General features: G+C 69.4%; 10 protein-coding genes. 3 read left to right on the top strand and 7 right to left on the bottom strand.

The features are described 5' to 3' along the window. Positions 1–96 precede the first annotated feature (96 nt). The 5 genes from ABEA46_RS08370 to ABEA46_RS08350 are packed head-to-tail and all read right to left on the bottom strand — an operon-like array spanning position 97 to position 6,800. A complete protein-coding gene (locus ABEA46_RS08370; RefSeq protein WP_425563176.1) occupies positions 97–1,062 on the bottom strand; it encodes a glycoside hydrolase family 113 in 966 nt (321 codons plus the stop codon). Beyond that, positions 1,059–3,572 carry a glycoside hydrolase family 2 protein gene (locus tag ABEA46_RS08365; RefSeq protein ID WP_345543970.1) on the bottom strand — a complete coding sequence of 838 codons (2,514 nt, stop codon included), beginning with the start codon at positions 3,570–3,572 and terminating at the stop codon, positions 1,059–1,061. The genes ABEA46_RS08370 and ABEA46_RS08365 overlap by 4 nt, the downstream gene beginning before the upstream one ends. Beyond that, positions 3,569–4,474 (bottom strand): carbohydrate ABC transporter permease, encoded by a 906-nt coding sequence (locus tag ABEA46_RS08360; protein WP_345543969.1) that lies wholly within the window; start codon positions 4,472–4,474, stop codon positions 3,569–3,571. The genes ABEA46_RS08365 and ABEA46_RS08360 overlap by 4 nt, the downstream gene beginning before the upstream one ends. Further along, positions 4,471–5,466: a carbohydrate ABC transporter permease gene (locus ABEA46_RS08355; protein ID WP_425563175.1), complete on the bottom strand. Its 996-nt coding sequence runs from the start codon at positions 5,464–5,466 to the stop codon at positions 4,471–4,473. Before ABEA46_RS08355 ends, ABEA46_RS08360 begins: the two co-directional genes overlap by 4 nt. A 20-nt stretch (positions 5,467–5,486) precedes the next feature. After that, the gene (locus tag ABEA46_RS08350) at positions 5,487–6,800 is read right to left on the bottom strand and encodes an ABC transporter substrate-binding protein (protein WP_345543967.1); all 1,314 of its coding nucleotides are present in this window, start codon (positions 6,798–6,800) and stop codon (positions 5,487–5,489) included. Between the two features lie 290 nt (positions 6,801–7,090). Between ABEA46_RS08350 and ABEA46_RS08345 the strand changes: the two genes are divergently transcribed. Further along, positions 7,091–8,116: a LacI family DNA-binding transcriptional regulator gene (locus tag ABEA46_RS08345; RefSeq protein WP_345543966.1), complete on the top strand. Its 1,026-nt coding sequence runs from the start codon at positions 7,091–7,093 to the stop codon at positions 8,114–8,116. Further along, the gene (locus ABEA46_RS08340; RefSeq protein ID WP_345543965.1) at positions 8,113–10,248 is read left to right on the top strand and encodes an alpha-galactosidase; all 2,136 of its coding nucleotides are present in this window, start codon (positions 8,113–8,115) and stop codon (positions 10,246–10,248) included. Before ABEA46_RS08345 ends, ABEA46_RS08340 begins: the two co-directional genes overlap by 4 nt. A gap of 58 nt (positions 10,249–10,306) precedes the next feature. On the opposite strand, the gene ABEA46_RS08335 is transcribed toward ABEA46_RS08340, so the two are convergent. Both ABEA46_RS08335 and ABEA46_RS08330 read right to left on the bottom strand, forming a co-directional pair. Beyond that, complete coding sequence (locus ABEA46_RS08335) at positions 10,307–11,275, bottom strand: acetylxylan esterase (RefSeq protein WP_345543964.1); 969 nt, start codon at positions 11,273–11,275, stop codon at positions 10,307–10,309. Between the two features lie 161 nt (positions 11,276–11,436). After that, positions 11,437–11,889 carry a GNAT family N-acetyltransferase gene (locus ABEA46_RS08330; RefSeq protein WP_345543963.1) on the bottom strand — a complete coding sequence of 151 codons (453 nt, stop codon included), beginning with the start codon at positions 11,887–11,889 and terminating at the stop codon, positions 11,437–11,439. Between the two features lie 158 nt (positions 11,890–12,047). Here ABEA46_RS08330 and ABEA46_RS08325 point away from each other — a divergent pair, with 158 nt between their 5' ends. Then, complete coding sequence (locus ABEA46_RS08325) at positions 12,048–14,261, top strand: NADP-dependent isocitrate dehydrogenase (RefSeq protein WP_345543962.1); 2,214 nt, start codon at positions 12,048–12,050, stop codon at positions 14,259–14,261. Positions 14,262–14,358: the final 97 nt, after the last annotated feature.

Below are 14,358 nucleotides of genomic sequence, written 5' to 3'. Positions count from 1 at the left end.
CGAATCCCTCTCGGTCGGCAGTGCATGGGTGGGGAGGTCGGGGAGGTGGACAGGGAAGGGCGCCGGTGGATGCCGGGCCCCGGGCAGGCGGGAGGCTCAGGCGCCGCCCGCCCGGCGCCGGTACGCGTTCCGGAGGAACGCACCGGCGGGCTTGCCGTAGGGGCAGTAGTCGTCGTTGGTCGCGGCGTCGGAGGAGGAGTACAGCCCGGCCGGCCAGTCCCACAGCATGAAGCCGCGCATCCACTGTCGTTCGTCGCACGCGGCGAACATGGCCTCGTAGTACCGCAGCTGCTCAGCGCCGGAGGGGCCGCCGGGCAGCGCCCAGTCGTTGGGCCGGGCGGGGGACCCCTCGCGGGACGGGCATCCCGCCTCCATGAAGAAGAACGGCTTACCCGACCCGACCACGACCCGTTCGATGCGGTCGAGCTGCTCGGTCCACGAGTCGATCGGGTAGTACCCGCTCGAGGCGATGACATCGACCGCGTCCCACCACGTGAGCCGGTCCTCCTGGTACTTGTCGCAGTTGTACGTGACGATGCCCGTGTACACGGCGCGGATGTCGGCGATCAGCGCGCGCCACTGCGCCTCGCGCGCGTCGGCGCGCACCATCTCGCACCCGATGCAGAGCATCTCGCATCCCTCGGCCTCGGCGATGCGCGCCGCGTGGAGGAGGAACTCGCGATACGACGCGAACCATTCGCCCCACGTCGGCTCGCCGGGCACGTCCTGGTCGAAGAAGCCGATGTGGGCGCGCCACGTGCCGTCCGCGACGTTGACGACGGGCTTGAGGCACACCTTGAGCCCGAGCGACTTCGCCTCGCGGATCGCCCAGACGATCTCGTCGTCGGTGACGGTCGGCGCGTCGCGGAACCGCACGTCGGTCGACTGGGCGCTGTCCTGCAGCGCCGAGTACGCCAGAGCGGTCCAGTTCACGCCGTGCCCGGCCATGAGGCGCATCGACTCGGCCGCGCCGTCGGTGGCCCACGTTCCGCGCACGCCGGTCCACCCCCAGGTCATTCCGGCCACGTACGGGTCGAGTGCCTGGGGGAGCGGGGCGGTCACGAGGCGACCAGTTCGTTCGCCGTCCGCAGCACACGCGGATCCGACAGAGCGGATGCCGCCAGCACAGGTCCGTCGTGCCGCACCAGCACTGTCGTGCTCTCGCCGGGCAGCAGCGTCAGCAGGGCGTCCGCGGCGACGGCGTCGGGGTCGACCTTGTCGACGAGCAGCGTCAGCTCGCGCACCAGGCTCCGGGCAGCGACCGTGACGAGGGTGCCGCCCTCGGCAGCGGTCGTGGTCACCTCGACCTGTGCGGCGCCGAGCGAGGAGTCCCGGGGCTCGGCGAAGAACCAGAACCCGCGCACGTCGTCGACGCCCGCCACGACCAGCTCGCCGGCGGCGTCCCGCGCATCCGCGACCCCGGTGGGGAGCGGGACGACGACGGTCTCGCGCGGTGCGAGCGAGACAGCGCTCGTGAACCGGTCGAGTTCGGCGCCGTCGAACCCGAGCCGGCGCGCGACGAGCTCGCCGCTCCACGCGTCGGAGGTGTCGTTCGACAGCACCGCGGCGAGGCCGCCGTCGCGGGGCTGGATCGTCACGGCGCGCGGGGCGAACGCGTTCTTGAGGCCGTAGTAGAGCGGCTTCGGGCGCTCGTCGCCGTCGATCGCGGCCCACGAGGTGACCGGCCAGCAGTCGTTGAGCTGCCACACGATGGCGCCCTGCGTGTGCGGCGCCCACGAGCGGAAGTGCTCCAGCGCCGTGCGCACGGCCAGCGCCTGGTTGAGCTGCATCGCCCAGTGCCAGGTCTCCATGTCTTCGGGCAGCCGGAAGTGGGGGATGAGCCCGCTGGTGAGCTTGGCGTTGCCGTCGGCCGCCTTCTGGTGCACGATCATGCCCGGCGACTCGGGGGTGAGGGGCGCATCCGAGACCGAGCGGACGAGCGTCGACCACGCCGGCGGCCCCTGCCAGCCGAACTCCGCCACGAAGCGCGGCGTGTGCTCGCGGTACGTGGTCCAGTCGCGACGGTTCCACTGCTCCCAGAGGTGCATCGAGCCGTGCAGCTCGTCGTTGGGGTGTGGACCGGTCTGCTGCTCGCCGTCCCAGCCCATGCCGGGGCTGAACGGGCTGCCGGGAGCGTAGGGCACGTGCGGGGCGAGCTCGGCGACGAGCGCCGGGAACAGCTCGTAGTAGTAGTGGGCGCCCCACGTCTTGCCGTCCAGGCGCAGCTTCCAGCCCCAGTCCTCGTAGCCCCACAGGTTCTCGTTGTTGCCGGTGAGCAGCACGAGCGAGGCGTGGTGGCCGAGCCGGATGATGTTCTCGCGCGCCTCGGCCTCGATCTCGGAGCGCAGCGGGTCTTCTTCTGCGTATGCGGCGCACGCGAACAGGAAGTCCTGCCACACGAGCAGCCCGAGCTCGTCGGCCAGTTCGTAGAAGTCGTCGGACTCGTACAGCCCGCCGCCCCACACCCGGATCAGGTTGAGGTTCGCGTCGAGCGCCTGCTCGAACCGCCGCCGCAGCCGGTCACGCGTGATCCGCACCGTCAGGGCGTCGTCGGGGATCCAGTTGACGCCCTTCACGAAGACGGGCTGGTCGTTCACGACGAGGGTGAACGGCGTGCCTGACTCGTCGGCGGTCAGGTCCCACCGCACGTCGCGGAAGCCGACCGACCGGTGCGTCGCGTCGAGCACCCGCGCCTCGCCGGCCCCGTGGAGCCGCACGTCGACGACGTAGAGCGCCTGAGCGCCGTATCCCGCTGGCCACCAGCGCTCCACCTCGGCCAGTTCGAGCACGACGCGCGCACGGTCGCCGACGACCTCGGCGGTCGCGCTGGGCGCGGTCCCATCGTCGAGCGCGGCCTTCGGTCCCGCGGCGGCGACGCTGATGAAGAGCGGAGTGGATGCCGCCCCCGGCGCCCGTTCGACGGCGACCTCGACGGTGACCGTGCCGCCATCGCCCGACGGCGTCGCGACCACCCGGGTCTCGGCCAGGCGGGCGACGGACCAGGACTCCAGGCCCACCGGCTTGACGATCCCGCTCGTATAGGTCGCGATGCCCCAGTCCCACCCGAAGCTGCAGGCCGACTTGCGGATCGCGTCGTAGGGGAGCGGGTAGGGGCGCTGGCGCACTCCGAGGGAGACGCTCTGCTCGTTGGCGTACTTGATCGGCGAGCGGAACGCGACGACCAGGTCGTTCTCGCCGTCGACCAGCGCGTCCCGCACGTCGAACCGGTACGAGCGGTGCTGGTTGGCGGTCGCCCCGATCTCACGGCCGTTCAGGCGGATCGTGGTGACGGTGTCGAGACCCTCGAAGACGAGATCCGTGCGGTCGGCGGCATCCGCCGTCCAGTCGAACGACGTCCCGTACGTCCAGTCGACGAGGCCGATCCAGGCCAGCGCCGACTCGTTGTCGTCGAGGAACGGGTCGGGGATGAGCCCGGCCGACAGCAGGTCGGTGTGCACGCAGCCGGGCACGACCGCGGGGATCGCGGCGTCGAGGCCCGTCGGCGCGGGGCCGGCCGACGCGCGCAGCGTCCACCCCGTGTCGATCGGACGGAACGTGAGGGCAGTGGTCACTTGACGGCTCCTGCGGTCAGGCCCTTGTAGATCCAGCGCTGCAGCAGCAGGAAGGCGATGAACGTCGGGATGATGACGAGGAGCGTCCCGGCGGCGATCACCTCCCACTGGGCGCCGTACGGTCCCTTGAACCGGAACAGCGACGTCGAGATGAATCCCTGCGACGGCAGATAGAGGAAGGGCAGGTAGAACTCGTTGTAGATGGCGATGCCCTTGATGATCACGACTGTCGCGATCGCCGGGCGGAGGAGGGGAAGCACGATCCGCCAGTAGATCGTCCAGCGGTTCGCACCGTCGATCATGGCAGCCTCGTCGAGTGAGATCGGGATCGACTGCATGAACTGGATGAAAAGGTAGATCGCGATGATGTCGGTGCCCATGAACAGGATGATCAGGGCCAGCATCGAATCGTAGAGGCCGAACGCGTTGATGAGCTGGAACGTCGCGACCTGCGTCGTGACTCCGGGGATCAGCGTCGCGATGAGGAACAGTGCGAGCACGAGCCGCTTGCCGCGGAAGTTGAACCGGTCCAGGGCATAGGCGGCGGCCGTGCCGATGAAGATCGTGCCCACCAGCGACACCGCCAGCACGATGGTCGTGTTCACGAAGCCCTCGAGCATCTTGCCGCTGACGAACGCGGTGACGAAGTTGTCGAAGTTCAGCCAGTTCGACGGCAGTGTGAACGGGCCGGTCTGCGCATACTCGGTCTTGGTCTTGAGACCCGCGAACAGCAGCACCGACAGCGGCAGGATCGTGACGATCGACGCGACGACGAGGCTCGTGTACTTCGCGGTCGTCGCCGTACCGCCGCGCAGGCGCTCCCACGGGGAGCGGCCGCGGATCTTGCGCTCGGGCAGGGCGGTGCGCACCGGCATCGTGCGCAGGGGTTCGGTGGTGGTCATGTCAGATCGACCTTCTCGTCGGGGAAGACCTTGCGCTGGATCCAGGTCACGATCAGCACGATGAACAGGAGGACGACGGCCATCGCCGACGCGAGCCCGACCTGCCGGTAGCTGAACGCGGTCTGCAGGGTGTTGATCACGAACGTGTTGGAGCCGTTCGCGCCGCCGGTCATGATGAAGGGCACCTCGAAGACGCTGAGGCTGCCCGAGATCGCGAGGATCACGGTGAGCCCGACGACGCGGCGGATGCCGGGGAAGATGATCGCCCAGAACTGCGACCAGCGGTTCGCGCCGTCGATCTCGGCCGCCTCGTACAGCTCGTGCGGGATGGACTGGATCGCGCCGAGGAAGAGCACGAAGCCCATGCCCGTGTAGCGCCACACCGAGGTGCCGGCCAGCGACCAGTTCACGATGTCGGGATCGCCCAGCCACTGCGGCGGATCGGTGACGCCGAACCAGCCGAGGACGGTGTCGAGCGTGCCGTCGGGCTGGAACAGGTACAGGAACACGAACCCGACCGCGACCCCGTTGATGAGGTAGGGGAAGAACAGCACGCCGCGGAAGAAGTTCGAGAACCTCGTCGAGAAGCTCAGGATCGTGGCGAAGTACAGCGCGATCGCGATCTGGAAGAACGACGCCACGAAGTAGTAGAGGCTGACGAAGAACACCGGGAAGATGCGCGGGTCGGTGAAGACCTGCACGTAGTTGTCGAACCCGACGAGGTTCTTGGTCTGATCGAACCCGTCCCAGTCGGTGATGCTGTAGTAGAACAGGTTGGCCGCAGGCCAGTAGGTGAACAGCAGCAGCAGTCCCACCGCCGCGGCGAGGAACAGCCACGGCGTGAGGTGCTTCATGATCCCGCCGCCGGCGGAGCCGCCCTTCCGGTCGCGGCGGCCGGCCCGCCGGGAGATCCCGGCGAGCCGACCCCGGACCGGGGCGGAGAGGGCGGCAGGGGCGTCCGCGGGTGCCGCGCCAGGTGTTGCGATGGCCATTGTCTGTCGCCCTCCTTCCGTCAGCCCTTGACGCTTTCGACGGCGGCGCCCCACTTGTCGTTGAGCTCGGCGAAGTAGCTCTCCTTGTCGCCGTCGGCCGCACCGCGGGCGATGTCGACCATCTTCTGGCGGTAGATCGGGCCGTACAGGTCGATCTGCGCCTTGTCGGCGGTCGTGTTGAGGAGGGCCTCCTTGCCGGCGGGGGCGGGGTTGATCTCCATGAGCTCGACGCCGGCGTCCTCGAACGAGGTGAGCGCCTCGGGCAGCGGCTGGCTCTTGACCGTGGGGACCATGCCCTGCACCTCGACGTAGTCGGACTCGCCGACGATCCACTGGATGAACGCCCACGCTGCGGCCTTGGCCTTCGAGTGCTTGCTCACGCCGAGGTTGTAGTCACCGCCGATGACGGCGTACTGCTGCCCGTCCACGTTCGCGGGGAACGCCATGAAGCCGATGTCGTCGGCCGATGCGCCGTTGTCCTCGGCGGCGGCCTTCATCTGCGAGACGGCCCACGAGCCGAGCGTCATGGCGCCGATCTTGCCGGTGCCGATGAGCACCTTCGACTGCTCCCAGTCGGTGGTCAGCGGGTCGTCCTCGGTGAGACCGGCGGCCACGCTGTCGTACAGCAGCGAGTCGATCGCGTACTGGTCGGTGCCCTCGGTCCACGGCGCCTTGTCTTCGGCGAGCGTGATGGGGGCGTCGGGGTCGTCGGTGATCGCGCCCAGGTTGCCGAAGCTCTGGGTCAGCGTCCAGCCGGCCTTGTAGTTGGTGTAGAGCGGGACCGCGTCGGTCTTGTCCTTGATCTTCTGCAGGTCTTCGAGCCACTCGTCCTCGGTGGTGGGGAGCTCGGTGATGCCCGCCTCCTCCCAGACCTTCTTGTTGTAGACGACGCCGTTGGCGTTGCCGCCCCAGGCGATGCCGTACTGGGTGCCGTCGTAGCTCGCTGCCGGCAGGAAGCGGTACGTGTCCTCGAAGCTCGACGTCTTGCCGAGCGGCTCCAGGAACTGGTCGAACTGGTCGGGCTTGATCGTCGGGATGCCGATGACGTCGCCGTAGTTGCTGGTCGACATGCGGGTCTGCATCTCGGTCGCGTAGTCGGTGACGGCCTCGATCTTGACCTTCACGTCGGGGTACTTCGCCTCGAACTCCTTGACGTAACGGTCGTACGTGCCGTCCTGCACGAGGTCGGTGCGCCAGGTGAGCACCTTGATCTCGCCCTTGATGTCGCCGTCGATGGTGTTGCTCGCGTCGTCGGAGCCGCTGCCCGCGCAGCCGCTCATCGCGACCGCGGCGGTCGCCAGCAACGCGAGGGACGCGATTGCCTTCTTCGCCATGTGATTCTCCTTGTCAGGTTCGCCCTTGAACTGCCGGTGCGGATCATCGCACCGTCGCGTGGTTCGTCGCGCCGTCAGATTAGAGCGCTTCGAAGCGGTTCCGCAAGTAGCCGATGTCAGCGCTGTCTTGTCCTGTCCGCAGGGAAGTGCCGGTTGAGAAATGTCTATTTATCTGGGTAATGATTGGCATCTGGAAAGCCGAAGAATCGGCAATGTCCAGAGAATGTCCTACGTAGACATTTCGTCACGATGACTGCTAGCGTGAACCGCGCCCGGCAAGGAGGCCATCGATGAACGTTCAACAGCGCGCGACTCTCGAGGACGTCGCACGGCTCGCCGGCGTGAGCTCGAAGACCGTGTCGCGCGTCTTCACGCACCGTGACCTGGTCGCGCCCGAGACCGTCGACCGCGTGCTGGCGGCCGCCAAGCGACTGCGGTTCCGCCCCAACCCGCTCGCGCGCAATCTGCGTCGCGGCGGCCCCACCGACACGATCGGGTTCATCATGGGCGAGCTGAACAACCCGTTCTATTACAAGCTCGCCGCCGGGATCGAGCGCGAGCTGTCGGCGCACGGCTTCTCGCTGGTGGTGGCGACCACCGACGACACCCCCGAGGGAGAGGAGCGCGTCGCCGATGCGCTTCTCGGGCAGCGCCTCGGTGCGCTGCTGCTCATCCCGGTCGCCGACGACCAGTCCTATCTCGAGGGCGAGCGTCACCTGGGGACGCCGATCATCGCGATCGACCGCCCGGCGCGCAACCTCGTCGCCGACTCCATCGTGCTGGAGAACCACCGTGGGGTGTTCGAGGCGACCACGCGGCTGCTCGAGCGCGGGCACCGCCGCATCGGCTACATCTGCAACCCGGCATCGGTCTACACGCAGGCCGAGCGCCTGCGCGGGTACCGCGATGCGCTCGCCGCGTACGGCATCCGCGACTCCTCGCCGTGGGAGCGGCTGGCCGACGACCTGGCGCGTCCGGCCGACGGCCTGATCTCGGATCTGCTCGACCGTGCCGATCCGCCCACCGCCATCATCACCGGCAACAACCGCGTCACGATCGACGCGCTGCGCGCCTTGCGCGACCGCGACGACGACGGGCGGACCGCCCTGATCGGCTTCGACGACTTCGACACCGCCGACGTGCTGGGGGTGTCGGTCATCACTTACGACCCGCTCGCGCTCGGCAAGGCCGCCGCGACGCTCGCGATCGAGCGGATGCAGGACCCGGCGGGCTTCACCCGCCAGCTCGAGATGCCCACGTGGATCGTCGAGCGCGGCACGGGCGAACGACCCCCCGCAGAGAGGACCACCGCATGACCTCCGGCTTCATCCACCTCGAACGCGACGGCGTCGGCGTCATCATCGACGCCCGCGGCTCCGGTGTGCCCAGTGTGCTCCACTGGGGCCCGGCGACCGGCCCGCTCACCGATGCCGACGGCGTCGCGCTCGCTCAGGCGCTGAGCCGCCAGACCCCGCCGGGCACCCTCGACGCCGCCTGGCAGGTGTCGCTGTCGCCGCAGGAGGGCGACGGGTGGACAGGGCGCCCGGGGATGCAGCTGCGCGCCGCGGGCATCGTGCACCACCCGCGCTGGCTGCTCGACGGCGTCGAGGCCGATGAGCGCGGGGCGCAGTTCCGCGCCCGGGATGCGGCATCCGCTCTGCTCCTCACGATCGAGGTCGCCATCGAGGCGGGCGGCGTCGTGTGGGTGCAGCACGTGCTGCGCCACGAGGGCGGGGCGGATGCCGCACCCGTCGACGTCGACTGGCTCGAGGCGGCGCTCCCGGTGCCGACGACGACCGACACGCTGCTCACGTTCGACGGGCGCTGGACGCGCGAGAAGCGGCCCGTGGTCACCCCCGTGCCCGCGGGTGCGACGGTCCGGCAGTCCCGTCGCGGCCGCCCGGGCCACGACAACCCGGTGGCCGCGATCGCCGGGATCGGCGCCCCGCGCTGGCGCGAGGGCGAGCTGTGGGGCGTCCACCTGGCGTGGTCGAGCGACCTCACGACGCGCATCGACCGCATCACCGACGCGGTGACTCTGATCGGCGCGGGTGAGTTGCTGCGTCCCGGCGAGATCCGCCTCTCGCCGGGCGACGAGTATGCGGCGCCGCGCGCGGCGTTCGTCCACAGCGGGCACGGTCTGGACGGCTTCGCCGGTCGTGTGCACACCTGGATGCGCGCGCGGCCGCAGCACCCGGCATCCGTTCGTCCGCTCGTGCTGAACACGTGGGAGGCCGTGTACTTCGACCACGACCCGGCCCGGCTCGCCGCGCTCGCCGCGCGCGCCGCCGAGGTCGGCATCGAGCGGTTCGTGCTCGACGACGGCTGGTTCCAGGGGCGCCGCGACGACACCACGAGCCTCGGCGACTGGGTCGTCGACCGCGAGGTGTGGCCCGACGGGCTGGGACCCCTCGCGGCCCAGGTGCACGGGCTCGGCATGCAGTTCGGGCTGTGGTTCGAGCCCGAGATGGTGAGCCTCGACTCCGATGTCGCGCGCGCCCACCCCGACTGGCTGCTGCACGACCCGGGGCATCTCGACCACGAGCCCGGCCTGTCGTGGCGCGGGCAGTACGTCATGGACCTCGCGAACCCCGACGCGTACGCGCATGTGCTCGGCCAGATGGACGCGCTCGTCGGCGGGCTCGGCATCGACTTCATCAAGTGGGACCACAACCGCGACCTCGTCGAGAGCGTCCACTCGGGCCGCCCCGGCGGGCACGCCCAGATGGTCGCCGTGTACGGGCTGATGGCCGCGCTCAAGCGCCGGCATCCCTCGCTCGAGATCGAGTCCTGCTCCAGCGGCGGCGCACGCACCGACCTGGGCGTGCTCGAGGTCGCCGACCGCGTGTGGGCGAGCGACTCGAACGACCCGGTCGAGCGTCAGGACATCCAGCGCTGGACGGGCCTGCTGCTGCCGCCCGAGCTCGTCGGAGCCCATGTCGGCCCGACGACCTCGCACTCGTCCGGTCGCACCACCGCGCTGTCGTACCGCATGGCGACGAGCCTCATGGGCTCCGCCGGGTTCGAGTGGGACATCCTGTCGTGCGACGCCGACGAGACCGCGGCGATCACGCGGTTCGCGGCGCTGTACAAGGAGCTGCGGCCCATCGTCCACACCGGGACCGTCGTGCATCCCGACCTGCGGGACCCCGCATGGCGCGTCACCGGCTTCGTCGCGGAGGCTGCGGCGGTGTTCATCGTCGCCACGGTGGCGAGCCTCGAGGATGCCCGTGCCGAGCGCCTGCGCATCCCCGGGCTCGACCGTGACCGGCGCTACCGCGTGCGCGTGCGCACCGAGATCGGTGCGGCCGAGTACGGCTGGATCGCGCCGGAGTGGTTCACCGCCGGTGAGGTCGAGCTGCCCGGTGCGCTGCTGGCCGACGTGGGTCTGCAGCTGCCGACGCTGTGGCCCGTGCAGGCCTTCGTGCTGCACCTCGAAGCGGTGTAGGCCCGGTCGTTGAGCGGCGAGTCGAGACGAATCGTCGCTCAACGACCGGACGAGGACGTCACACGAGGGCCGCGAGGAAGCGGGCCTGCTTCGGGAACTGGAACGCCTGGCCGCCCTCGTGGCCGTTGTGCGTGTAGACCTCGATCTGCTTCGTGCCGGTCTGCTGCCGGTTGAAGGCGGCGTAGACGGTCGACGGCGGGCAGATGGCATCCATGAGCGCGACGGAGTAGAGGGCTGCGGCATCCGAGCGCTTCGCCATGTTGACCCCGTCGAAGTACGACAGCGTCTGGAACACCCGGTCGTCCAGCCCGCGGTGCACCGACAGGTAGCGCACGACCTCCTGGTACGGGTCGGCGTCGGTGAGCCCGACGGCACGCTCGAAGTGGCACAGGAACGGCACGTCGGGCATCACCGCGACGACGCCGTCCGACAGGCCGGCGGCCGCGATCGCGATGCCGCCGCCCTGGCTCGCCCCGCACACTGCGACGCGGTCGGCGTCCACCTGGGGGAGCGTCCGCATCGCGTCGATGGCGCGCACCGCATCGGTGAACACGCGGCGGTAGTAGTAGTCCGCGGGGTCCTCGATGCCGCGGGTCATGAAGCCTGTCGACGACGGACCGGTGCCGTGCGGGTCGGGGGTGTCGCCGCCCGAGCCCCACATCGAGCCCTGACCGCGCGTGTCCATGAACAGGTGCGCATAGCCGGCGGCCGCCCAGCCGAGGTGCTCGCCGGGAAGACCCCGGCCGCCGCCGTACCCCTGGTACTCGACGACGGCGGGAAGCGGCCCGTCGATGCCGGCGGGCAGCGTCAGCCATGCCTTGACGGGGTCGCCGCCGAAGCCCGGGAACGTGACGTCGAACACGTCGAGCGCGGTGTACGGGGTGTCGGCGCGCACGACGTCGGGTGCGGCATCCCATCGACGCGACTCGGTGAGCGTCGTCGCCCAGAAGTCGTCGAAGTCTTCAGGTTCGCGGACGTCGGGCGCGTACGCCTCGAGTTCCGCAGGGGACAGGTCGAATCTCGGCACGCGCCTACCCTAACGCCTTGTCAGGAAGCGCTTCGAAGCCGCCTCGGGAGAAGGCGACGAGGCCTCGATGGGGGAGGGGTATTCGAGGCCCCGCCGCCGGTCTCTGGAGCGCCGGCCGGCGCTGATCGTCCGTTCCCCAGGCCGGACGCCGTTCCGCCGGATCAGAGACTGATCTCGGCGATGACTTCACCGTACTCGGTCTCACCGACCGGAGAGAAGCCCACACGCTCGAAGAATGCCTGCGGGCCGCCTTCGCCCGCCTCATAGATGACGTTGACGTGGTCCATGCCGCGGTTGCGCGCCTCTTCGATGAGTCCTTCGACGGCGAACCGGCCGATGCCCTTGCCCTGATCGTCGGCGTCGACGTTGATGCGCCACAGGACGGAGCGGAAGTGCTCCTGCGGGTCTTCGAGGTCGAAGTTGCCGCTGATGAACGCGACCACGGCCTCGCCGTCCAGCACGACGCGCTGCCAGGTGGTCTGCGGGTTCACGACTGTCGCCGCGATGCCGTAGCTGACGGGGGAGAGGAACTCCTCCTGCCCGGGTTTGAGCGACATATTGTTGACCGCCACGATGGTCGAGGCGGACAGTTCGACGAGTCGCAGATCACCCATGCGCCCCAGGCTAGCCCGGAACGCGGCATCCGGCACTGTGGATTTCACACGGAAACACAATGTTCACGTGCCGAGATATCTTGACGTCGAGATATCTCTCCAGGTGCTTGCGATAGGCTGTGCGCGACCCGTCCGCAGCACCGACAGGACCGATTCAGGTGACCGACTCCACCATCATCTACACCTACACCGACGAGGCTCCAGCCCTCGCCACCGCGTCTTTCCTTCCCATCGTGCAGGCCGTCGCCGGCCAGGCCGGGGTCGCGATCGAGACGCGCGACATCTCGCTGGCCGGCCGCATCCTCGCCGCGTTCCCGCAGAACCTCGCCCCCGAGCAGCAGGTCGGCGACGCGCTGGCCGAACTGGGTGGTCTGGCCACGCTGCCTGAGGCGAACATCATCAAGCTGCCGAACATCTCGGCCTCGATCCCGCAGCTGAAGGCCGCGATCGCCGAGCTGCAGTCGCAGGGCTACGACATCCCCGACTACCCGGACGACGCCGAGACGCTCGAGCAGAAGGACGTGCGCGCGCGTTACGACCGCATCAAGGGCTCCGCGGTCAACCCCGTGCTGCGCGAAGGCAACAGCGACCGCCGTGCGCCGCTGTCGGTGAAGAACTACGCGCGCAAGCACCCGCACCGCAACAAGGCGTTCGGCGAGGGCTCCAAGACCCGCGTCGCGACCCTGGGCCACGACGACTTCAAGTCGAACGAGAAGTCGACGGTCATCCCCGCGGACGACGTGCTGACGATCCAGCACGTGGCTGCCGATGGCACCGTCACCGCTCTCAAGACCGGCCTCAAGGTGCTCCCGGGCGAGATCGTCGACGGAACGTTCCTGTCGGCCGCCGCGCTCGACGCCTTCCTCGCCGAGACTCTCGCGACCGCCAAGGCCGAGGACGTCCTGTACTCCGTGCACCTCAAGGCCACGATGATGAAGGTCAGCGACCCGATCATCTTCGGCCACGTCGTCAAGGCGTACTACGCCGACGTGTTCGACAAGTACGGCGACAAGATCGCAGAGGCAGGACTGACCCCGAACGACGGGCTCGGTGCCATCCTCGCGGGACTCGCGAGCGCCCCGGGCGGCGACGAGATCGCCGCCGCGATCGCCGCGGCCACCGACTCGCCGCGCCTGTCGTACGTCAACTCCGACAAGGGCATCACCAACCTGCACGTGCCGTCCGACGTGATCGTCGATGCCTCGATGCCGGCGCTCGTCCGCAACGGCGGCAAGCTGTGGGGCGCCGACGGCGGCGAGGACGACACGCTGGCCGTCATTCCCGACTCGTCGTACGCGGGCGTCTACCAGACCGTGATCGACGACGTGATCGCCCGCGGTCCGCTCGACCCCGCCACGATCGGCACCGTGCCGAACGTCGGGCTCATGGCGCAGGCGGCCGAGGAGTACGGCAGCCACGACAAGACGTTCGAGCTCGCCGCCGCAGGCACCGTCCAGATCGTGAACCAGGCCGGCGACGTGCTCCTCGAGCACGCCGTCGAGCCGGGCGACATCTGGCGCGCGACCCAGACCAAGGACGTCGCGATCCGCGACTGGGTCAAGCTCGCCGTCACCCGCGCCCGCGCCACCGGCGCCCCCGCCGTGTTCTGGCTCGACGAGAACCGCTCGCACGACGCGGCCCTCATCGCCAAGGTGCGCGAGTACCTCACGGCGCACGACACCGAGGGCCTGACGATCGAGATCCTGGCCCCGGCCGCGGCGACCCAGTACTCGCTGGACCGCCTGCGCAAGGGCGAGGACACGATCTCGGTCACCGGCAACGTGCTGCGCGACTACCTCACCGACCTGTTCCCGATCCTCGAGGTCGGCACGAGCGCCAAGATGCTGAGCATCGTGCCGCTGCTCGCCGGCGGTGGCCTGTTCGAGACCGGCGCGGGCGGCTCGGCCCCCAAGCACGTGCAGCAGCTGCTCGCCGAGGACTACCTGCGCTGGGACTCGCTGGGCGAGTTCTTCGCGCTGGCGGCCTCGTTCGAGCACTTCGCCGACTTCACCGGCAACGCGAAGGCGAAGGTGCTCGCCGACACGCTGGATGCCGCGACGGGCACGTTCCTCGAGAACGACAAGTCGCCCGGCCGCGCCCTCGGCACGATCGACAACCGCGGCAGCCACTTCTACCTGGCGCTGTACTGGACGCAGGAGCTCGCGCAGCAGACGGCGGACGCCGAGCTCGCGGCCGCCTTCGCGCCCGTCGCCCAGGCCCTGGCCGCCGGCGAGCAGCAGATCGTCGACGAGCTGATCGCGGTGCAGGGCTCACCGGTGGAGATCGGCGGGTACTACCGTCCCGACGCCGACCTCGTCACGGCCGTCATGCGTCCGTCGGCGACGTTCAACGCGGTGATCGACGGGCTCTGACCCCGAACGACAAGAATGGAGTGGATGCCTCGGGCCGAGGCATCCACTCCGTTCTTCGTTCAGGTCACGAGGGTTTCGACTCGCGAAGACCTGCACT

The sequence above is a fragment of the Microbacterium jejuense genome, from assembly GCF_039544225.1.
Taxonomy (GTDB): Bacteria; Actinomycetota; Actinomycetes; order Actinomycetales; family Microbacteriaceae; genus Microbacterium; species Microbacterium jejuense.
Note: the sequence above shows the minus strand (reverse complement) of the source record. Positions and strands in the feature narration are given on the sequence as shown.

Excerpts from the sequence above, each read along its gene's own strand:
- ABEA46_RS08360 (WP_345543969.1), bottom strand. The coding sequence starts at position 4,474 with ATGACCACCACCGAACCCCTGCGCACGATGCCGGTGCGCACCGCCCTG.
- ABEA46_RS08355 (WP_425563175.1), bottom strand. The coding sequence starts at position 5,466 with ATGGCCATCGCAACACCTGGCGCGGCACCCGCGGACGCCCCTGCCGCC.
- ABEA46_RS08350 (WP_345543967.1), bottom strand. The coding sequence starts at position 6,800 with ATGGCGAAGAAGGCAATCGCGTCCCTCGCGTTGCTGGCGACCGCCGCG.
- ABEA46_RS08345 (WP_345543966.1), top strand. The coding sequence starts at position 7,091 with ATGAACGTTCAACAGCGCGCGACTCTCGAGGACGTCGCACGGCTCGCC.
- ABEA46_RS08340 (WP_345543965.1), top strand. The coding sequence starts at position 8,113 with ATGACCTCCGGCTTCATCCACCTCGAACGCGACGGCGTCGGCGTCATC.
- ABEA46_RS08330 (WP_345543963.1), bottom strand. The coding sequence starts at position 11,889 with ATGGGTGATCTGCGACTCGTCGAACTGTCCGCCTCGACCATCGTGGCG.